Origin of the sequence: Polyangium sp. 6x1 (genome assembly GCF_029946515.1) — a bacterium.
Taxonomy (GTDB): Bacteria; Myxococcota_A; Polyangia; order Polyangiales; family Polyangiaceae; genus Polyangium.
On the sequence record NZ_JARZHH010000001.1, the window covers coordinates 196630 to 216909 of the forward strand.

At 66.5% G+C, this 20280-nt stretch carries 14 protein-coding genes; 9 read left to right on the forward strand and 5 right to left on the reverse strand.

What is annotated here, in order from left to right:
• Positions 1–88: 88 nt before the first annotated feature.
• The gene (locus QHF85_RS00715; RefSeq protein WP_281325043.1) at positions 89–2125 is read right to left on the reverse strand and encodes a BTAD domain-containing putative transcriptional regulator; all 2037 of its coding nucleotides are present in this window, start codon (positions 2123–2125) and stop codon (positions 89–91) included.
• Between the two features lie 336 nt (positions 2126–2461).
• On the opposite strand from QHF85_RS00715, the gene QHF85_RS00720 reads away from it, so the two are divergent.
• A complete protein-coding gene (locus QHF85_RS00720; protein ID WP_281325044.1) occupies positions 2462–4132 on the forward strand; it encodes a hypothetical protein in 1671 nt (556 codons plus the stop codon).
• Positions 4133–4295: 163 nt separating this feature from the next.
• Positions 4296–5666 carry an amidohydrolase family protein gene (locus tag QHF85_RS00725; RefSeq protein WP_281325045.1) on the forward strand — a complete coding sequence of 457 codons (1371 nt, stop codon included), beginning with the start codon at positions 4296–4298 and terminating at the stop codon, positions 5664–5666.
• Positions 5667–5810: 144 nt separating this feature from the next.
• On the opposite strand, the gene QHF85_RS00730 is transcribed toward QHF85_RS00725, so the two are convergent.
• Together QHF85_RS00730 and QHF85_RS00735 are read right to left on the reverse strand one after the other, a co-directional pair.
• Positions 5811–7628 carry a hypothetical protein gene (locus tag QHF85_RS00730; RefSeq protein WP_281325046.1) on the reverse strand — a complete coding sequence of 606 codons (1818 nt, stop codon included), beginning with the start codon at positions 7626–7628 and terminating at the stop codon, positions 5811–5813.
• Positions 7629–8120: 492 nt separating this feature from the next.
• Positions 8121–8603 carry a hypothetical protein gene (locus QHF85_RS00735; protein ID WP_281325047.1) on the reverse strand — a complete coding sequence of 161 codons (483 nt, stop codon included), beginning with the start codon at positions 8601–8603 and terminating at the stop codon, positions 8121–8123.
• A 224-nt stretch (positions 8604–8827) separates the two neighbouring features.
• Here QHF85_RS00735 and QHF85_RS00740 point away from each other — a divergent pair, with 224 nt between their 5' ends.
• Entirely contained in the window at positions 8828–9607 is a 780-nt protein-coding gene (locus QHF85_RS00740) for a hypothetical protein (RefSeq protein WP_281325048.1), read from the forward strand.
• A 59-nt stretch (positions 9608–9666) separates the two neighbouring features.
• On the opposite strand, the gene QHF85_RS00745 is transcribed toward QHF85_RS00740, so the two are convergent.
• Positions 9667–11991, reverse strand: a complete 2325-nt coding sequence (locus QHF85_RS00745; RefSeq protein ID WP_281325049.1) for a glycosyl hydrolase family 28-related protein — start codon at positions 11989–11991, stop codon at positions 9667–9669.
• Positions 11992–12829: 838 nt separating this feature from the next.
• Here QHF85_RS00745 and QHF85_RS00750 point away from each other — a divergent pair.
• The 4 genes from QHF85_RS00750 to QHF85_RS00765 all read left to right on the forward strand — a co-directional run bounded on the left by QHF85_RS00750 (position 12830) and on the right by QHF85_RS00765 (position 16527).
• Positions 12830–13750, forward strand: coding sequence for a LysR family transcriptional regulator (locus QHF85_RS00750; protein WP_281325050.1), 921 nt, complete (start codon positions 12830–12832; stop codon positions 13748–13750).
• Between the two features lie 104 nt (positions 13751–13854).
• Positions 13855–14952 carry a 2Fe-2S iron-sulfur cluster binding domain-containing protein gene (locus QHF85_RS00755; RefSeq protein WP_281325051.1) on the forward strand — a complete coding sequence of 366 codons (1098 nt, stop codon included), beginning with the start codon at positions 13855–13857 and terminating at the stop codon, positions 14950–14952.
• 32 nt (positions 14953–14984) lie between these two features.
• Positions 14985–15890, forward strand: coding sequence for a sterol desaturase family protein (locus QHF85_RS00760; protein WP_281325052.1), 906 nt, complete (start codon positions 14985–14987; stop codon positions 15888–15890).
• An 85-nt stretch (positions 15891–15975) separates the two neighbouring features.
• On the forward strand, positions 15976–16527 hold the full coding sequence (locus QHF85_RS00765) for a hypothetical protein (protein WP_281325053.1): 552 nt from the start codon (positions 15976–15978) through the stop codon (positions 16525–16527).
• Here QHF85_RS00765 and QHF85_RS00770 read toward each other — a convergent pair.
• On the reverse strand, positions 16524–16976 hold the full coding sequence (locus QHF85_RS00770; RefSeq protein ID WP_281325054.1) for a GNAT family N-acetyltransferase: 453 nt from the start codon (positions 16974–16976) through the stop codon (positions 16524–16526). The two genes, QHF85_RS00765 and QHF85_RS00770, sit on opposite strands and share 4 nt — an antisense overlap.
• A gap of 287 nt (positions 16977–17263) precedes the next feature.
• Between QHF85_RS00770 and QHF85_RS00775 the strand changes: the two genes are divergently transcribed.
• Both QHF85_RS00775 and QHF85_RS00780 read left to right on the forward strand, forming a co-directional pair.
• Positions 17264–17914 (forward strand): hypothetical protein, encoded by a 651-nt coding sequence (locus tag QHF85_RS00775; protein ID WP_281325055.1) that lies wholly within the window; start codon positions 17264–17266, stop codon positions 17912–17914.
• A 326-nt stretch (positions 17915–18240) separates the two neighbouring features.
• Positions 18241–19395 carry an STAS domain-containing protein gene (locus QHF85_RS00780; RefSeq protein WP_281325056.1) on the forward strand — a complete coding sequence of 385 codons (1155 nt, stop codon included), beginning with the start codon at positions 18241–18243 and terminating at the stop codon, positions 19393–19395.
• The last annotated feature ends 885 nt before the right edge of the window (positions 19396–20280 follow it).

Sequence of the window (20280 nt, forward strand, 5' to 3'; positions counted from 1 at the left end):
CGGGATCCTTGCTGAACTCGCCGGAGGCATTTCAGGATGCCGGAGGCGATGAATGACATGACGGCGAAACCCGAGAATCGAGCGAGCGTCAGCGAGCGGCGGCGCCCACCGGCTGGAGGAGCCGATCGCGCATCTTGAACACCTCGTTCGCCGCGACCATGTCGCCGCCCTCCCGGAACGCGTCGGCGGCGCGCTCGTAAAAGACCGCGGCCTCGCGCGGCAAGAAGACGCTGCGGGACGACGTCGCCGCATCCATCAGCTTTCGACCCGCCATGCAAGGTTCGCCTGCGCCGCGCCATTGCTCCGCCACGAGGGCAGGGTCTCCGCCCAGCGCTTCGAGCGCCACCGCCAGCCGGCGTCGCAGGAGCACCTCGACGGGGCGCGGGAGCGTCGCGAGGACGGTTTCCCCGATGAGATCGTGGCTGAAGCCCATGCCATGCACGACGTGCGCGGCGGTGAGCTCCGCCCAGCAAGCGGCGGTGGCAGCGGCGCTGGCCTCGAGCGCGGCCGACGCGCTCGCGAGCGTGAAATTCGAGCCGAGCAGCGCGAGCACGCGCGCCATCTGCAACGCCGGCTCCGACAAGCGCGAGAGCGCGCGTTCGAGGACGACGCCGATCCGGCCGGGGGGCATGCGCGCGACGTCGGCGCGCGAGAGCGTGCCCGACGCGATCACGTGCTTCACGGTCTCGAGGACGAAGAGCGGATTGCCGCCCGCGTAGCTCGCGATCGCGTCGGCCATGTCGGCGATGCCGGGCACGTCGAGGCTCCCGAGCAGCTGCCGCACGCCGGCCGGGGGAAGCGGATCGAGCTCGATGTGGATCCCCAGGCCAAACGCGCAGCCCTCGCGGATGGCCGCCATGGTCGCCTCGGGCAATTCGCCCGCGCGATAGCAGAGGACGGCGCGAAGCTTCACGGTCGGGTCCTGGAACAGCTGCTCCATCACGTACTGCCCGGCTTCCGCGGTCGCGGCGTCCACGAACTGGATATCGTCGAAGCCAAACGCGTCGTAGCCTTCACGCGCCGCGAGGCGATGCGCTTCGATCTTGGCCTGGAGCATGCGTAGCTTGTCCGCCTCGCTCTCCATCGGCCCCGGCGCCTGCCCGAGCGCCGGCACGATCCGCGCGAGCTCGGCGCGCGCCCAGGGAGCGAGCTTCGCCGGGTCGATTTTCGAAAGCATTTCGCTGTACGTACGAGCGTGCGTCCCGTAGGGCACGGCGCGATCGCCGGGGCGGGCCGTGAAGAAGAACGGCCTCGCCACCGCCTGGAGGAAATCGTGCATGAGGCGGCTCTTGCCGATGCCGGGCGGGCCGCCGATGATGATGGCTTGGCCGGCGGCCCAAGCCGCCTCCATGCGCGCCCACACCTCCTCGCGGCCCACGAGCTCCGGAGGCCGGAGCACGGAGAGGGGGATCGCGCTCGCCGGCGGCGCGGGCCTCGGCCCCCGTTGCTCGGCGGATCGCGCGATCTCGCGGGCGAGCTCGGTCGTTTCGCGGGAAGGCTCGATGCCGAGCTCCCGCCCGAGCATCGTGCGCAGGCGCTGGAAGCTCGCGAGCGCTTCGCCACGATCTCCCGCGGCGTAAAGCAGGCGCATCCGCTGCCGGTGCGCGTCCTCCGAGCGTGGCTCGAGCTCCACGGCGCGCGCCGCGAGCGCGAGCGCGTCGGCGAGACGATTGCTTCGCTCGTGCTCGTCGATCGCGGCGGCGATCGCCTGACGCCGCGCGGCGTCCACGTTCGCGCGCGCGCTGTGCAGCCACTCGTCGAACAGCGGCGCGTCGTCGAACTCGAGCTGACCGAGCAGCCGGCCCAAAGGCAGCTCGGTGGCGCGCGCTGCGAGCTCTGCGCGGCGCGCGCGTCGCAGGGCGCTCACGTCCGCGTCCACGGACGCCGCCAGGGCCAGCGGATCCGCGCCGCTCACGAGCACGTCGCCGGTCGCCACCTTCAGCCGCCGGAGGAGCTGTCGCAGGTTGGCTCGCGCCGTCGCCTCGGGCGAGTCGGACCAGAGCAGCCCGGCGAGCCTCGACTTCGGCGTCGCCCCCTCGACTGCCAGGTAGGCGAGCAGCCCAAACGCCTTCTTTTCGAGCCGTACCGGGCCGTTGGGACCGACGAGCTCGACCTCTCCCAGCACGGAGAGACGAAAGGCGAAGGTCACTTTTGCGGAGCTGTCCTGAGAGTGCACGTGGAGCTGTCACCTGGGAGCGCCCAGCGCCGTCGCTCGAAGGGAGGCCACGAGTCATGCACCACATTCGCTTGCACAACAAGCATGCCGGTGTCGGGAAACGGCTCGCGGTCACGCAACGCGCTCCCGGGAGGGACCGAGCTATCGGCGCGGAAGCGCGACGGAAATCTGCTCGCCGCGCCCTGTCACGCTCCTGTCACGCCCTCCCTCCCAAGCTCCGCTTCGACTTGCCGAGCCGAGACCTCCGACGTCGCGGCCCAGGGTCCTATCGAGGAGCTCGCACGCATGAAACCGCACATCGCTTCGAAGCTTTCCTTCTCGCTACTTTCGGCCGTCTTCGGGACGGCTCGCAAATCGGTCGCGCCTTCGGAGGGCATCGAGGGCGGGGATCCGCAGCGCGCGGCGGGCTCCCTCGGCTCGATGTCTCCCCCTCCCCGGAGAGGCTCGCACCGGGGCGCGCTCGGCGTCGCGGCGGCCTTGGTCGCGGTCGGGCTCGTCGCCGCCGCGTGCGGCGTTGCGCCCGAAGACGAGGTGCCCGAAGACGCGCTGTCCGAAGCCGACGACTCGTACAGCGATCTCGCCATCTGCAATACGTGCGAGCCGCCCGACGACCCTCCCCCGGTGTGCACGCCCTCGTGTACGGGCAAGTCGTGCGGGGCGTCCAACGGATGCGGCGGCAAGTGCGGGAGCGGCTCCTGCCCGGCAGGAACGACCTGCGGCGGCGGCGGCGTGGCCTACCAGTGTGGGTGTACGGCCCAGTGCTCGGGCAAGGCCTGCGGGGCGCCCGACGGCTGCGGCGGCATCTGCACCGGCGGCGCGTGTCCCTATGGGCAGGGGTGCGGCGCGGCGGGCGTGCCCGGCCAGTGTGCGACGCTGCCGATTGGGCAGGGGGTCGAGTGCTTCGTGTTCAACGACGGCTACACCAACATGGCCGGGCCGACGCAGGCGCTCTCCTTCAGAGACGAGGAGGGCCTGGTGTGCATGCCCGACGGCACCCCGGGCGGCACCTGCCGCAAGTGGTTCGGCCGCTGCCAAACCACCGACCCGAGCCATACGCCGGTGCTCTTCTCGGTCTTCAACGACGGCAGGGCCGACATGTCGGGCCCGTCGGATGCGGTGTACGTGCCGTCGCACCACCAGGCGTGCGTGCCCGACGGCACCCCGGGCGGCTTCTGCCGCAAGTGGTTCGGCGCCGCGAAGCTGCCCGACGGGCGTCCGGTCGAGTGCAAGCTGTTCGAGGACGGCGGCGCGCAGAAGACGAAATACACGGACGACGACATGTTCGTGAACGGCTTGCCGAAGGTGACCTTCCCAAACGGCGCGTACCGCAAGTGGTTCGGCGAGTGCATGGTGACCGGCTGCGGCGACGGGGCGTGCAACAACGGCGAGACGCCGTCGAGCTGCCCGTCCGACTGCAAGTGCGGCGACGGGGTCTGCAATGGCAACGAGTGGTGTGGCAGTTGCTCGGCGGACTGCGGCTCGTGCTGCGGCAACCACGCCTGCGACAACGGCGAGACGTGCAGCTCGTGCTCGCAAGACTGCGGCTCGTGCTGTGGCAACGGCGCCTGCGATAACAACGAGAGCTGCGAAAGTTGCTCGAAAGACTGCGGCGCATGCCCCCCGAAGACGTGCTCGGGACAGTACGCCGGGCCGCAGGCGCAGAACGTGACGGTGGGCGTCGAAGAAGTCTACTTCATTGCGGGCGTCGGATACGTCGTCGGCTGCCTGGCCGCGACCCCGACGTACTTCGCCAACTCGGAGGATGAGGCCGCGCTGTGCGGGCAAAATGCCTTCCCCGGCTACAACATCATCACGAGCGGCCCGATCGACGACTACGTCTACCACAATGACCCGACGAACGGCTGCGTCTCCTACTCTTTTTATGCAACGTCGTCGACGAAGGCGGCCTGGTGCGGCTACGCGCATGGCTACCCGTACGAAGGCGGCTGCAATTGAAGCACCGGTAGGGCGCCGATAGCCGCGGGCTGTCACGCTCCCGGTCCCAAGCTCCTGTTCGACATGGCGAGCCGAGGCCACCGCGACCTCGGCCTTCCCAACTCCGTTCGGCAATCGACAGACTGAGGTGGATCTTATGTTGAAATCAGCGCTTCGAACGTCCTTGTTGGCCTTCACCATCCTCGGGACCATCCATTGCGGCCCGGGAAATGAGAATCCCCCCGACGGCACCGGCGGCACCGGCGGCACCGGCGGCACCGGCGGCATCGGCGGCACCGGCGGCACCGGCGGCACCGGCGGCACCGGCGGCACCGGCGGCGGCACGGGCGGCACCGGCGGCGGTGAATGCACGAGCGACGACAAGGCCATTCGGTTCGGCAAGCTCGTTCATCCCGAGGATGGCACGGTCATCGACAAGGCGATCGTCGTGATCCACGAAGATCGGATCAGCTACGTCGGCACGGATGAAAAGCAGATTCCATGCGGAGCCAGCGTCATCGACTGGACGGCGTTCACCGGGCTCCCCGGGCTCGTCGATGCACATGTCCACTTCTCCTACCAGACGGACCAGGAGCCGGGCACGCTCCCCTGGACCCGTGTGAACTGGCTGGTCAACAATGACCCCTACAAGCTCATGGACCTGGCCCGCGGCGCCGCTCTGGCGACGCTCAAGACCGGCGTCACCACCGCGATCGACAAGGGAGGTCGCGACTTTCTCCTGATGAACCTGCGCGACGAGATCAAAGCCGGCAAGACGCCGGGACCGCGCGTGTTCACCGCGATGGGCGGGATCAGCAATTACAAGTACCCGAGCTCGGTCCCCGCCCAGGAATTGAAGGCCTGGGTGCAGCTCCTGGTGCTGCGCGGCGCCGACATCGTGAAAGTGTGGGCCGACAAGTGCAGCGACCAGACGCTCGACTGCACGCCGACGTTCACGTACGACGAGCTCAAGCTGCTGGTCGACACGGCACACGAGGAGGGTTTGCCCATCGCGATCCACGCGTACCACCAGGACACGGCCAAGCTCGCCATCATGGCCGGCCCGGACTCGATCGAGCACCCGGAGGGCCTCGACACCGTGGACTGCGGCAACATGATCGACCGGGGGACGATTTACGTGCCGACCATCGATCACAACCGGTATTACAAGGACAACCTCGCGTTCTTCGGCTACTCCCCCGATCTGGAGGCGAAGTTCGACGCGTACATCCAGGACAACCTCGCGAGCGCGACCCAGGCGCACCTCGTGGGCGTGAAGATCGCCTTGGGCTCGGACGCCGTGTTCACTGGATTCGGTCAGAATACGCAGGAGCTCTCCTGGCTCGTGCAGGCCGGGATGACCCCGCTCGAAGCGCTCCGCGCCGCCACCATCCATGGCGCCGAGAGCATCGGCGTCGAGAACGAGGTCGGAAAGGTCGCGGTGGGCTATTACGCCGACATCATCGCGGTCGAGGGCGACCCGCTGACGGACATCAACGTCGTCATCAATGGGGTCCGCAAGGTGATGATGGGCGGGCGGGTCGCGGACTTCTGACGCCCCCTTCCTCGAGGCTCCGGCAATAACGCCGCGAGCGCCTGCTCGACCTCCGTCAGCAGGTGCCCCATGGCCAAGGACCCGCGCGGGTCCTTGGCTCGATGCCTCCCTCTCCTTCCGCCTGCTGCTTCGACGTCGTCGATCTCAGGGGAGATCGATGCCGAGCTTCTCCTCGAGGAAGGCGGAGAGCGCGGCCTGATCGGGCGCCGAGAGCGACGAGAATGTCGCGGAGTGGTTGCCATTGGTGACGTTGAAGCGAATGTTGCCGCTCCCCGCCGCCGGCGTGACGGCGCCGGCTGCCCACGGATCCTGGTCGGAGTAGACGAAGGCGACGCCGTCACCGAGGCGGGCGAACTCCTCGAGCGAGCTATTCTCGGCGGCGTCGAACACCGGCGCGGTCACGCCTTCGGGCACGAGCCCGCGCTCCATGTCGACGAGATCGGCAGGAATGAGGCCCTCCGCGACGAGCTCGGCGCGCGGCAGGGCGGGCCAGCCGCTGCTCTGCTGCACCTCGTAGAAGTAGGCGCCGAAAAACGACAGGTACCCGTCGGACATCGGGTAGGTGCCGAAGATGCTCGTGACGCTGAAGAACGCCGACGTCAGATTCTCCGCCGTCGCCGTCATCGGATCGGGCAGACCGGCACAATCGTCGGGGGTGCCGAAGTATTGCCAGAACAGCCACGGGTAGGAGAGCGCGGCGGCCTCGAAGGCGCGCGCGGGCTCGACGCGGGTGAAGGTGTCGCCGAGCTCGTCGGCGGCCAATGCTTGCACCGCGGGCTCGACGGCCGTGCGCTGTGCGCCGAGCACGGCGCGCTGAATGGCCTCGAGGCGGTCCTGGCAGGTGGCGTCGACGGTGTCGAAGAACGAAAGGAAACGCGCGTCCTCGGGCACCATGAACGGGGCGCCGAAGGCGACGGTGGCCTCGACGTCATTGGGGTAGTGCTGGCGGAAGCTCACCATGTCGACGCCGCCATTGCTGAAGCCCGAGCCGATCCACGCACTCTTGTACAGGTCGTGCAGGCGCACCACGACGTCGTGGGCGTCGTCGGCGACCTGCTTGCGCGTGAAGTGGGAGAAGTCGTCGCCGTTGCCGTTGTGGAAGCGCTTGTCCAAAACGAGCTGATTTCCCTTGAGAAGGGTCGTCAACTCATCCTCATCGAATCCGAGGTAATTGCTATACCCCGTGGAGATCAAGTTCACGGGCCGGTCGAAGCCGCGGTGAATGAGCGTGAGATACTGCTCGTGGGTGCCCGACATCGCGTCCTGGTGATCGTTCACCTGCAGGAGCGTGAGGTCGTAGAGCTCGGCGCCGTCGTCGCTTTTGCCGGCAGGGCTCACGATGAAGCCGGCCGCCTCGAGCGCCGCGGTCACGCTGATGCACGATTGCGCTTTGCCGTCGACGTCGAAGCAGGCGTCGCAGGCGGCGTTGTCGACGCCGGTGCCCGGGGCGGCCGAGCCGGCGCCGTCGCAGTCCGGATCGGGCGCGCCGCAGCCGCAGTCGCAGCCGTCGGAGCCGTTGAACCGCAGGGCGTTGCAGGTCCACTCCGGCGGCGGCGGCACGGGGGTCTCGCCGGAGTAGCAGGCGAAGCCACCGAGCGAGAGCTGGGCGATGTCGGCCGCGATCTCGGCCGCGCACACCTGCGGATCGGCCACCTGGGTGGCCATGTTGAACGTCTCGCAGTCCTCGACCTGCGCCAAGCAACCATACATGGCGAGGTCGGCTTCGATGAGGGCATCGCAGACATCATGTTTGACGCCGAGCGCGGCTTTGATGCCGGCCACGCCTTCGGCCTCGCAGGCCTTCTGCTCGAAGCCCTGGCAAATCACGAGGCGCTCGCACAAGGCGACCAGCTCCGCGGGGGTTCCCGCTTCGCCTTCGCCCCCTCCTGTGCCGCCGCCGTCGGAGCAGCCGGAGGCGAGGGAGAGAAGAAGCAGCGGTACCAGCCGAACAAGCGATTTCATGTAGATGTATCCTTCGGTGCGGGATTAAGGAAAAGAGGATCTCCACCCCGCGCGTACGCGGCGGGACGAGAGACGCAAGCGGGCGCAGCGACAGCAGGCAGCCCCAATCTCCAGGTGCCGCTCAGAAAGCGGTGGCGCGAGGGCTTCTCATTCTTCTTCTGCCTGCCTGTCGTTCGCACATGACGAAACGTTGTCGTCATGCGAATGGCGCGCAAGTAGCGATTTTGCCACTGGTACTCGCAACTCTGCGACTCCTTGCGCCGCGCAGATCTTCTCCCCACGCCGCAAGGGCCGCCCTACCGGATCCGGTCCGGGTCGACCCTCTCATGCTGGTCATCGAAGACCACCTTGTTCTCCCTGAACGTGCTCGCCCCCGTCTCCGCTCCTCGGGGCGTGATGCCCTATTCTTCGAGGCGGAGGAAGCGCCGCCCCCGGGATCATGACAAGTGGTGCGGGGCGCGCATACGCGACATCGCCGTGTTGGTCTGGCGATTATTGAGAAATGTCTGCGGACGTCACCTTTGCAAACACCAGGCTGCCGCACACGAGCTCCGGGCCCGCGACCGACGTGCAGGACAGCTCCATCGTCGCGCCAAACGCATCACAGACAGGTGAACTGCCCGGGTTGAGGCAGTCGAGTTGCAAGGTATACCCGCTGGCGACCGTGCCGAGACGCGAACCGCTGTATTGCCCTTCGGTAGCGCCGTGCGGCGTCGCCCTCACGTCCATGAGCACAGTGGCCGATCCCTTGTACGTGAAGAGGATCATCGCTTTGCCGCTCTGCGTCGTGAGCCACAAGCCATTTGCGGTATCGAGGTCGAACAACGCACTCCCGCCGCCGCCTGCGCCGCCTGCGCCGCCCCAGCTGCCGCCTTCGCCTCCGTCTCCATCTCCACCGCGACCATCGCCGCCCGCGGAACAGCCAACCAGGGCAGCGATGGCGCAGACAGCGACCCCAACACGTTTGATCCTCATCTCAGGCACTCCTTTTTAGCCAGTCTCACCGGGCCTCGGTTGTATGGCATCACCGCATGATGCCACCGTAACAAAGCTACCCGCCATGGTCAACACGTCCAATTTTCAAGAGGTGAGCGGCAACAGAAGGGATGACGCGGCGGAACCGCGCGCGGGACGATTGTCCAGGAGGGTCGCTTCCATGGGGGCGTGTACTCGGAGACGGCATCTGCTCGCCCCCGCCCGTGCCCATCGCCAGCGCCCCGGGCGGGACGAAGGATTTCGCGCTGGGTACGAACCACCTGTATCTGCTGAACAACGTCGGGGATGTCTACCGTACGCCGGTCGAGGGAGGATGCGCTGAGCTCGTCCTCGAAGGATACGGCGCGAAGCGCATCTTGGTGGGTCGTACCTTTATTACGAGACGGCTGCGGACTTCCAGCGCTGGCCGCTCGCGGACGCCCAGCGAGGACTTCACCAGCGTCGCCTTCACGAACGCCAACGTCTACTGGAGCCATCAGGACACCGGTACGATCAAGCGCGCGCCGATCGGCGGCAGCGCTGGCCAGACGCTGTTTGTCGACGCAGGCCTTCAAACGCTCGTCGCCGATGAAAGCTTCATCTATTTCACGAAAGGTACGCAGGTCCTGCGGCACCCGGTGCTCGGCGGGCAATCCGAGACGTTCGCCGCGCCCATCGGCGCGATCCTGACGGGCCTCCGGATCGAGCCCGACACCGTGTTTTGGTTCAAGTCCCAGAAGATGGGTATGGGCTGGAGGGGGAAGGACGGCTCCTTCTCCGGTTCGGGGACGAAGCTATCGGTGCATGTCGCAGATGCCTGCAGCAACGATACGTATGTCTACGTGTCGACCATGCTCGTCGCCGCCCCGCAGGAGCATCTACGGCGGCACGGAAAGAAGACGGACGTGCCCGAGAGGTTCCTCGCCGAGTACTTCGGGAAGGTCGCCGCCAACAACACGGGGGTTTACGTATTGACGGGCGGTGTCGGCAAACTCAAACCGTGACCTCCCGGGGTCCCCTGCCCATTCGACCTGTACGTGTCATCAAGGCAGGGGCCGGGCCTTCAGGGGAGGACCTCCCACTTCATGATCACTTCCACCGCGCCGGCGGTCAGGCCCGACAGGAGCCTGTTATTGAAGTCCCGCGCGCTGATGTAAAGAAGGCCGTAGCTCCCCCACGACTGCAGATCGCCGCCCTGCACGGCCGACGCCCGCGCGAGCGCGGTGCCGAGGTCCGCGTCCGCGAGCCCCTTGGTCACCGCTGCCGTCGTCGCGTCGAAATCAAGGATGTACTCCTGACCAAAGCCCGTTTTCCCGAACCTCAGCCGCACGTCCAGCGGATTGCCCCCGTACGTGCCGGTGAACGGGGTGGTGACGTCGAGATACGCGGCGAGGAGCTTCGCGCGCGGCGCGGGCCTGCCCACGATGAGGGTCTTGCTCGCGGCGCTGTCCTGGAACGCGACATACGTGTACGTCTGCTTCGTCCACCCCGAGCGCGGCTCGTGGAGGATGTTGCGCTGGAAGCCGGCGCCGTTGTACGCCGTGCTGGTCGTGTGCCCGTAGAGGACCCCCGGGCCGAGCGTGCTGTAATTGCCGTGGTAGTCCTTGAGCTTCTTGACGGTCGACGTGGTGGCATCGTACGCGTAATCGTTGATCGAGGTGACGCGGAGGCCCTTGTTGTTGGAGTAATCATTCGCCACGACCGAGTTCGTGGTCGCGTCGATCACGTCGATGTAATCCTCGTGGTTCCAGTACAGGCAGCCGAGGGAGTACAGCGCGCCCGCCTGCGGGCCCGTCATCGTGACGTCGCCGATCTGGATCCTCGGGCGCAGGCCGACGGCGGACGATTCAGGCATCGGCGAGATGAGCTTGAGCTGGACGCCGATGAGCGTGACCGTGCCGAAGTACTTGATGACGGCGCTGCTCGCCGTGGCCGTTCCGACCCAGGATCCGCCAATGACCTTCACGGAGCCCGTGACTGCGCCGCTCGAGGTGATGAACATCGCGCCAGCGTTCACGTTCTCGCTCGCCTGCTCGATGATCGTAGCCTCGCCGCCGCCGATCCGGTAATCGGCGAGCGTGGTGCCCGCGGTGTTGACGCCCGAGACCAGGAGCGTCCCGCTCGCGAGCTGCCAGTCGACCCCGTACTGGGTATAGCCGCCGATCGTGGTGTCGCGGATGATGATGTTCTTGGTGTTGCCGTTGCTGAGCGTCTTGATGGCCGCGAGCGGGGGATGGGTGGCGTGCCCGAGGAAATAGCTGCTCTCGATCAGGACCTCGGAGGCCTGGAGGTCCGTGTCCCCTGCCGGCCCGATCGCGAGGCAAACGGCATCCGAACCGGCCGCGCGGGCCATGGTGCAGCGGGTGATGCGCGTGCCGGAGGAGCCCACGGCGGCGTAGGGGCTGGCCGCGAGGGCGTAATCGAGGTGGACGCAGAATTTCACCAGCCCCAGCCCGTCGAATTCGAGATCCTCGAGGACGCTCATGTTCGCGCCCATCATGTGCAGCATGGCCTTCGTCCCCGCGCCCACGGCGACCGGGGTTTCCTCTTTATCGAGCCACCTTATGATCGTGCCGGCGAGCCCTCGCGAGTAGCCGATCTCGCCCCGGAGATGGATGGCGTATCCCGGCTCGCCGCGATAGGCGAGCGTCTTGCTGATGCGGTATACGCCCTTCGGAAAGAAGACCACGCCCGAAAGCTCTCTGGATTGGGCCGGCGAGAATACGTCGAGCGCGTCCTGGATCGCGCACCAATCGTCCGTGAGGCCGTCTCCCTTGGCACCGAAATCCTTCACGTTCACCACCCGCTCGCCATTGCGCCGCGTGGCGTCGGTGAGCTTCCAGGCGGCTCCATCGTATTGCGCGACGACGACCCCGGGCCCGCCGAGGTGGTAGGACAGGTTGGCGCCAGCGTGGATGCCGACGACGCGCTGCGATCTGTCTTCACGCAGGATCGTGATGGTATCGCCGGCGACGGCCCCGGTCGTGGAGAGGGTGACCGTGCAGTCCTGGACGAGATTCGCGTCCACGATGCGCCGCCGCTTCCCGTCACCGACGGCGATCGTCGCGTCGCCAGCCGAGAGATCGAGCGTCACGGCGCTGCTCAGCAGGTTGCCGTTGAGCTGGTCGACGCGCGTCTTGTCGACCGTATTGGGGAGCTGGGCGAAGGTAAGCGGGGTGCTGTCCACGGTGATCGGCCCGTCCGTGGTGCATTGCCACATCGTATTCCCGTACGTGGCCCCCTCCGACACGAACACGGTCACGCCCAGGAGCTCGCTGCCGGTGTCCAAATCCGTCGGGCGCGCCCAGGTCGACGAGCCCTTTTCGTAGATGCCATTCTCTGCCGGCGTCGTCTGCGCATGCAACAAGATGCGATCCCCGACGCTCAAGGTGGCGCCGTCCACCGTGGTAGGCGGGGAAGAAAGATTCACATTTCCCGTCGCAGCGGCACGTACAACAGTCATGATGCAGGCCTCCTTCGGCGACGACATTCGTCGCCGTCAGCCCGTCATGGACGTATGAGACGCCTCGATTCCTGGGACATAATACGTCCGCGCATCATTTTTCACAATTGAAATGCATAAGGTCGGTAGCGCGAATGGGCGTGCGCTTCGCGAGCGCGGCTGGGCATCAGGCTTGATTTGGGCTCTACATGCCCCCATCTCGTCAGCCGGCGCGGCCGGCTTTCAGCATTTCTATTCGTTGCCTGTAGCTGCGCGGAACTGGCCACTGGCGCGCGTGCCCATACGCGGCCGTCCCGTCGATGACCGGTATCGAACCGCCAGCGGGCTCCGACGCCCACAGGCTCGGAAGGAAGCCTCGGCGATATCCGACATGGCTCCAGCTTGGCGGGCTGCAGGTGCCGCCGCCGGTGCGACGAGATCTGCGGCTCGGGCGCATGGCATGCCGCTACGACCAGCAAGGACGCGAGGACCAGCGCTTTGAGCCAGCCGAGCGGGGCATGTCGCCCGTGATGGTACCGGAGAGCCGGAGGGGAACAGGCACGCCTGAGGCCCGCGCGGCCAGCCTCGCTAGGCGATTTGAACAAGGCGGCGAGGGTGGCGGGGCTCGGGGCGGGCACATTGACGAGCTTAACCCAGATTGCCCACGGGCGGGCCCGAATGCGACCGCGTTCGCCTTCGGGGGGCGCTCCTTCACGAGATCGCTCGGTTTGCCAAAGGATGATGCTTCGCGGTTGCGCCTCGGGGCTGCGTTACGTTTCTCGACATGAGCGCCCCGCCTGTCCCTCGCCTGCGCGCCGTCGACCTGAATCTCCTGACGGTGCTGGATGCCCTGCTCATCGAGCACAGCGTGACACGGGCGGCCGATCGCCTCGGCATGACCCAGCCGGCCGTGAGCAACGCCTTGACGCGGCTGCGGCTGCTGTTCGACGACGAGCTTTTCGTGCGCCACGGCAAGGCAATGGCGCCAACGCCCCGTGCCCTCGCGCTCGCCGGCCCGATCCGCAAGGCGCTCGAGCTGATCCAAGGCTCGTTGGCTCACGCCGATGCATTCGATTGCACGGCGAACCGTACGTTCACGCTCGGCCTGCAAGACATCGGCGAGGCCATCCTCCTGCCGCGCTTCTTGCAGCGGATCGAGCAGCTCGGCGCAGGCATCCGTATCGATGTTCGGCGGGAACCGGGGGCCGCGCTGCATGACGAAATGCGCCTCGGCAAGGTCGAGCTCGTCCTCGATCACGTCGTCATCTCGGGTGAGGAGTTCCGGCGCAAGCGCGTCCTCGACCTGACGATCGTATCGCTCGTGCGCCGGGATCATCCGGCCGTAGGAGAATCGCTGACTCTTGACGAGTTCCTTCGGCTGGAGCACCTGATCCTCGAGCCACGCGAGGGCCAGACGAACCCGGCCGAGCAGGCCCTGGCTGTCCTTGGGCGCTCGCGGCGCGTGCGGATGCAGGTGCCCCACTTTCTGTCGATGCCGCTCCTCGTGTCCCGATCGAACCTCGTCTGCACGATGCCTCTGCCGCTGGCGCGCCTGTGCGAGCAGCACTTTCCCGTGCGGGTGGTGAGCTGCCCGCTGCCCATCGGCCCGATACCGCTCTTCATGATGTGGCATGCCCACCAGGACGCCGACCCGGCTCATCAATGGCTCAGGCAAACGATCGTCGAGCTGTGCGGGCTCGTCTGACGGGCCTCGATCATTCACGCCAGCAATGGTTCTCATGCCGATTTTCCATGGGCAACTCCTCGGGTGGCGACACATGTTGTCGCCCGGAGGAGAGAAACGAGATCATGTTCGGATTCAAATCGATCCCCAAGGAGAGCGGGCGAAAAGGGACCCTTCGTGTCGCGGGCAGCAATCGCGTCGCTCCCATCGCGGCTGGTGAGACGCACCTCGGCGCGGCCGTGCGGGAGGACATCCCGTTTCCCCGGATGTGCAATGTGGGCGAGTGCGGAGCCTGCAAGTGCCGCCTCACGCGGGGGCAGATCCGCCTCAAAAAGGATATTTCGCGCCACGTCTCCACCGAGGAGCTTTCTTCCGGCTTCATTCTCGCCTGCCAGAGCGTGGCCGAGTCGGCCGAGGTGGAGGTGGAGGTGCTTGGAGCGGGCGACGATGGCTCGGTACGTCAAGCGCCAAGGAGGCTGGAAGCGAGCATCACGCAAATGACCATGCTCGCGCCGGACGTATGCGAGCTCGAGCTGAGCCTCGCCGCGGACATCGATTACGTAGCGGGCCAGTACGCGCAGCTCACCGTCCCCGAGGTCCCGGGCCTCGACGAGCCGCGCTGCTATTCGTTCGCCGAGGCGCCGACCGGGCGGAGCTCGAGACGCCGGGCCATTTTTCATGTCAGGCACGTACCGGGCGGAGCCTTCACCGGCTGGCTCTTCGCCGCGGATCGGACGGGCGCTCGTGTATGTCTGTCTGGGCCGCACGGGGGCTTTTGCTATCGAGAGGCCGACCGGCCGCTCTTGTGTGTGGCGGCGGGCACGGGCCTCGCGCCCATCAAGGCGATCCTGGAGCAAGGGCTCGCCGAGGGGTTCACCCAGGATGTGACGCTCGTCGTCGGGGCGCGTACCCGGCGGGATCTTTATGCGATCGAATCCATCCTCGCGATTCAGCAGCGATGGCACGGTTGGTTCACGTTTGTCCCCGTGCTCTCGAAGGAGTCCGAATCCTCGACCTGGGGAGGGAGGCGGGGTCGCGTCACCGATTACCTGCGCGAGCGCGAAACGAGCCTCGCCGATTGCGCGGCGTACCTCTGCGGCCCGCCTGCGATGATCGACTCCGCGCTCGAGGTGCTGCGCCACAGGATCCCGGCGAAGCATTTGCATCACGACAGGTTTTTGGACCGCGGCTCGATGGCCCCGGCTGCGTCTGCGGTTGCCTGATCGCGGTCCTACACCCGAAAGGAGAGCACGTCATGCTCGATACGATTCTGATCACGACCGGTCTCGTCGCGCTGTTCGGCGCCATTGAAATCGGATACGGCCTTCATCGGCGGCCCGGGATGCTCACGATGCGGGAGCTCGGCACGAGCCTCGTCTCCCTCGGCGTCAGTTTCCTGACCCGGGTAGCGCTCAACGTCACCGTGCTCCTGCCGCTCGGGAGGCTCTGGCCGGGCTCCAAGGGGGCGCTCGCTGGCCATGCCGCGTGGCCCTTCGCGGTGCTCTACGTGCTGCTCGTCGATTATGGTTTTTATTGGGTGCACCGAAAGTGCCATGAGGTACCGTGGCTCTGGCGCCTCCACAAGCCTCACCACGTTTCGGAGCAGCTCCACGCCGCCGTCACGTATCGGGAAAACTGGATCTTCAACCTGCTGCTGCCGCACGCCTGGGTCGCCCCGCTCATGGTCTGGCTCGGCCAGCCTGGAGCCTATCTCGTGGGAACGGCTTTCTATACGCTGATCGCATTGTCGTTGCACTGCGATCTTCGCTGGGATCTGCACCTCCAGCGCAACCGCTTCCTGCGCCCCTTCATGTGGGTGATCGAGCGCGTCATCACGCTGCCCGACGTCCACCACGTCCACCACGGGCTCGGCCGGTACGGCAATGCCATGAAGAACTATGGTGCATCCCTCGCCATCTTCGATCTGCTGCATGGGACGCTCGTGATCCCGCATGCCCGCCAGGAGGGCTTTGGTTTGCCCAAGGGCGCCTCGATCGAACCGTGGACCGAGCAGATCTTCTGGCCGCTCGTGCGCTCGAAGAAGAAGGAGAGCGTCACGGAAGAGCTTTCGTCGGACGGCCAAACGCCGACGGCGAGCGCGCTCGCAATGGCAAAGGCGGTCATCTACACGGCGGAGGGTCGCACCATCATCGTGAATTGACATGCGTACGAGGGCGTGGACATCAGCTCCAGACCATCGATTGCATCTAGGCACTCCGGCGGAGCCGAGGTATCCTACGACGTAGATGAAGGAATCAGACGTCCCCCTCGACCTTGAAGAAGAGTCCCGTCGAGTCTGGAGCGAGTACCACGCGGCGCGCGAGGCCGGCTTTGCCGGCTACGACTTCGAGGCGGTGAGCTCGAAGCTCCGATCGCTACGCCGAAAGGCCTCGAACCGCGGACTCACAGTGCTCGCTCAGCAGCTCGGCGATCTCGCAAATTACGTCTCCCTCGCGAAAAAGAAGCAGCAGACGCCCGAGCAACGCTTGCGCTCGTACTGGCCGGCGCTCGTTCCGTCGGTGATCGAGACGGCGCTCCATCAAGCCGAGGAGGCATTGAAGGAACGCTCTGTTCCGAAACTTCGCCGCGCCATATCCGCCTTGCACTGCACCGAACAGCCCGAATACCTCGCGGAGATCGCCGAGGAGGGGCTCGCCGAGGAGTTCGCGCCGCATATCCCCGGCGCGGTGGCGGACGATGGCATGCTCGTTCTCTCCGCCGAGCACGAAGCGCTCATCGAGCGGGGGCGCGTCGTGCTCGGTCGACTGCACGCTGCCGTCGGCGGACGGCGCGCCTAGCGACGCACCACGAGCTCCATGTCACACCGATCGAGCCCGGGCTGATAGAAATCTTCGATTCGTCGCAGGAGCCGGAACCCGCGCCGCGCGTAAAAATCCGCGGTCAGGTGGCTCGTATCAATGCGCACGAGCTCGATCTCGGGCATGTCCGCGAGCCATGCGAGCCGGCCCTCGGTGAGCGCCTTCCCATAACCTCTTCCGTGCAAGGACGAATGAACGAGGCCCCACGTCAAGGTCGCCACGCGCGCGTCCACCCTCGTGGGCGCGAGCCCCCCGCACCCTACCACGGCGCCGTCCTCGTCGCAGACCACGGCATAACGGCCCGGCAAGTCGTCGAGGAAGCGCTCGAATCGCTCGCGCTCCTCGACCGAGAAGAACCGCGGGATGTTGCTGTCAAACGCAGCGAGGCACGCCGCCCGATCCTCCGATCGATAGTCACGTAGCTTCATCACTCCCTCTCGTGCTGGCCTTACCGGGTCGAGACGGTCGCACGGGAGCCCCGTGCGAGTCAATGCGTCGCCGCCGAGCCCAAACGTTCGGTGCGAGCGCGGCTCCAGGACTCCAGAACGGGAGCTGCCGCCCGTGGGGACCCAGCCCCGGCGACGCGCGGCGCTGCGGGGGCGCCGGGCGTCGCGGACGGGCTGGGCGTACCCGAACCCGTACGCGTCAGGACTCGTCCGCTCCAGGAGACTGGCAGTGCGCGGAGTCCGCTGAAGCGGACTGCCGTATCCGCTTTTTGAGACTGCGCATCGGCTCGGCGCCGCACATTGGCGTTGTTTCGTCCGTCTGGAAGCTCCAGGTCGAGCGGAACGTCACGAGCGAGGACGAAGCGCACGCTCTCTTTCGCGAGCTGAAGCGCTTTTTCCTCGTGAGCGACGCCTGCTACCCGCAATCGATACCGATGTTCTCTCGCCGCGTGGACGTGGCGTGGCACCAATTCGTGCTCTTCACGCGCGATTATGGCGACTTCTGCAAGCGGTTCTTCCATCGGTATCTGCACCATCAGCCCAACTGGAATGAAGACAGGGGGGTCCAGTTCGTGGAATTCAAGGCGTTCGCTGCGATCTACGAGTCCCTCTTCGGCGAACGTCCTCCGCCGGTGTGGCAGGACGAGATCGAGCTTCGGCTCGACGACCGTATTCGCTACGATCGGATCGACGCCCGCTTCGACGTGAGGCTCGAAGGCGAGAAGGCGGAGTTGCTCGTCCTCGGCGCGCAGGCCCCCGAGGTCGTCCTCCGCGTCGATGCGTGGGCAGAGCCTGCGCTGCGTTTCATTGCCTCGCATCCGTGTTTCTACGTCCGCGAGTTGCCCGGCCTCGACGACGAGGATAAGGCGGCCCTGGCAACAGCGCTCGCCCGCACCCGGGCATTTTGCCTGACGTTTTGATCGATGCCGGCGGGAGGCAGCCCAATGCGTGAAATGCCCACTCGAGCTCGCTATGCGTGGCCTCGCCGCGGACCGTAGCACAGGCGACGCTTGAACAGGGACAGCTCGTATGGCCCTCCCTCGCCTCGCCAACCTCCTCCTTGCCTCCTCCAGATCCTCCTTCCGATGATGCACATACCGCTGCATCGTCGCGATCACAGCACCAACCGGATCAGCACCTGCGATCGGGGTGCGTAGCATTTTTGCGCTCCTCCTCTCGGGACGCGGTAGCATGGCAATCCGAGCGTCCGACCAGGCCGTTTTTTTCCAGGAGTGGGTAGAGAGCGATGAGCGAGCGTCCGAAGATCAGCGTGGATGGAGTGGATTTCGAGTGGGACCGAGAAAACGGCCGCATCCTGGTCTGGGGCAACCCGGCGTTGCTCATGTGGATCGAGACGACGCTGGCCGGGCTCATGGTCGGCATCCACAAGATGGTCGGTACCGAGCGCTTCGTGATCGCCGCGGAGCAGGCGGGCCGCGAAAGCATCGAGGGCGAGGTGGCGGCCATCATGCAGCACCGTCAAAGCTTGGAGGACGGGTTCAGGTACCTCGGCACGAGCGCAGCCGCGGTCGGGCACGGCCTCTGGGAGCTCGTACGGCTCGACCGTGAGAAAAAGGAGGCGTGGTTCCGGGTCCACAATAGCTGGGAGGGCCTCTATCAGAAGGCTCTCGGCGTCAACTGGGGCACCAGCACGATGGCGGGTAAATTCGGCGCGCACTGCTCACGAATCTTCGGGACACACTGTCGAGCCGAGCAGACCGCATTCCTGGCTCGCGGCGACGCCTATGACGAGTTCGTCGTGCGCCCCACGGAGCGCACGATCGAGGACGACCTCGAGGCGCTGATCGGCACGGAGAATGCCACGAAGGCGGACCTCGCAGTTGCCTTCGAGCGCCTGCAACGCGAGGTCGAGGAACGCCGACGCATCGAGGAGGACCTGCGCCGCGAGGTCGAGGAGCGTACACGCATCGAGGAGGAGCTCCGAAGCAAGCTCGACCTCATCCGGCGACAGGAGGAGGCGATTCGCGCGATGACGACGCCGATCCTCAGGTTGTGGGAGGGCGTCCTGACCATGCCGGTGATCGGGCTCGTCGACAGCACGCGCGCCGGGGGGATGATGGAGGCGTTGCTCGAGGAGATCACGCGGACGCAGGCGCGCTTCACGATTCTGGATCTGACGGGCGTCGACGTGATCGACACGGGCGCGGCGAGCCACCTGCTCAAGGTCGTGCATGCGGCGCGGCTGCTCGGCACGCAATGCCTCGTCTCCGGGATCTCGCCGGGAATGGCGAGCACGGTGGTGAGCCTGGAGCTCGACCTCGGCGCGCTCAAGACGTTCGGGACGCTGGAAGCTGCGCTCCGATATGCGATCAAGCAGGGGCAAGCGGAGAACACAGAGGCCCCGAAGGGGGGCCATCGCGGCGTGCGCTCTGCGCGATAGCGAGCGCATCCATTGGCGAAGCTGCACCTCACGTCGTCAATTGCGGGTCGCGTAGAAGACCGGTTGACCGGCAGGCGGAAAGGTGTCGGAGGAAATCTGCGTTCCTTGTCATGGACACAGCAGCGTAGGTGCGGTTACACTCCGCCCTCATGCGTCCCTTGACGACCCCTTCATTCTCTCGACGCCCGCTCCTGCTGCGGCGCTTGGCGAGCCTCCTCGCGCTCGTGCCCCTCCTCGGATGCGGCGAGGCTCCCCCCATGGAGACCCCCCCGGACGCCGCCGACGGAGGGGCCTGCGTGAATGCTTGTACGCCGGGGTCGACCCGATGCACGGACACGGGGGTCCAGGCGTGCTCCGTGGGCCTCTCGGGTTGTGCGGATTGGGGCGAGGCGACGCCTTGCACGGGAGGCGACGTTTGCCAGGATGGCGTCTGCACGGGGTCTTGCACCGACGCGTGCAACGAGGGGGCGACGCGGTGCGACGACGACGGGGTGCAGAGCTGCGTCGCAATGCCGACAGGCTGTACCGATTGGGCCACGGCAGTGCCGTGCGACCCCGGCACGGTTTGCTCGGGAGGCGCCTGCGTGACGCAATGCTCGGACCAGTGCGATTTCGGAGCAACGCAATGCTCCGCCGACAGCGTGCAAACCTGCGAGATGCAACAGACCGGCTGCACCGATTGGGATCCACCCTTGCCGTGCGGCCCCATGATGACTTGCTCGAATGGGGCTTGCGTCTGCGTGGACACGTGCGACCTCGGAGCGACGCAATGCTCGGGTGCAGAGGTGCAGGTGTGCGGCCTGCAGCCGAGCGGGTGCGCGGATTGGAATGGCCCAACGCCATGCGCTCCCAACATGGCATGCTCCGACGGCGCCTGCGTGCTTC

Excerpts from the sequence above, each read along its gene's own strand:
- QHF85_RS00755 (WP_281325051.1), top strand. The coding sequence starts at position 13,855 with ATGTTCGGATTCAAATCGATCCCCAAGGAGAGCGGGCGAAAAGGGACC.
- QHF85_RS00750 (WP_281325050.1), top strand. The coding sequence starts at position 12,830 with ATGAGCGCCCCGCCTGTCCCTCGCCTGCGCGCCGTCGACCTGAATCTC.
- QHF85_RS00720 (WP_281325044.1), top strand. The coding sequence starts at position 2,462 with ATGAAACCGCACATCGCTTCGAAGCTTTCCTTCTCGCTACTTTCGGCC.
- QHF85_RS00760 (WP_281325052.1), top strand. The coding sequence starts at position 14,985 with ATGCTCGATACGATTCTGATCACGACCGGTCTCGTCGCGCTGTTCGGC.
- QHF85_RS00770 (WP_281325054.1), bottom strand. The coding sequence starts at position 16,976 with ATGAAGCTACGTGACTATCGATCGGAGGATCGGGCGGCGTGCCTCGCT.
- QHF85_RS00780 (WP_281325056.1), top strand. The coding sequence starts at position 18,241 with ATGAGCGAGCGTCCGAAGATCAGCGTGGATGGAGTGGATTTCGAGTGG.
- QHF85_RS00730 (WP_281325046.1), bottom strand. The coding sequence starts at position 7,628 with ATGAAATCGCTTGTTCGGCTGGTACCGCTGCTTCTTCTCTCCCTCGCC.
- QHF85_RS00765 (WP_281325053.1), top strand. The coding sequence starts at position 15,976 with ATGAAGGAATCAGACGTCCCCCTCGACCTTGAAGAAGAGTCCCGTCGA.
- QHF85_RS00735 (WP_281325047.1), bottom strand. The coding sequence starts at position 8,603 with ATGAGGATCAAACGTGTTGGGGTCGCTGTCTGCGCCATCGCTGCCCTG.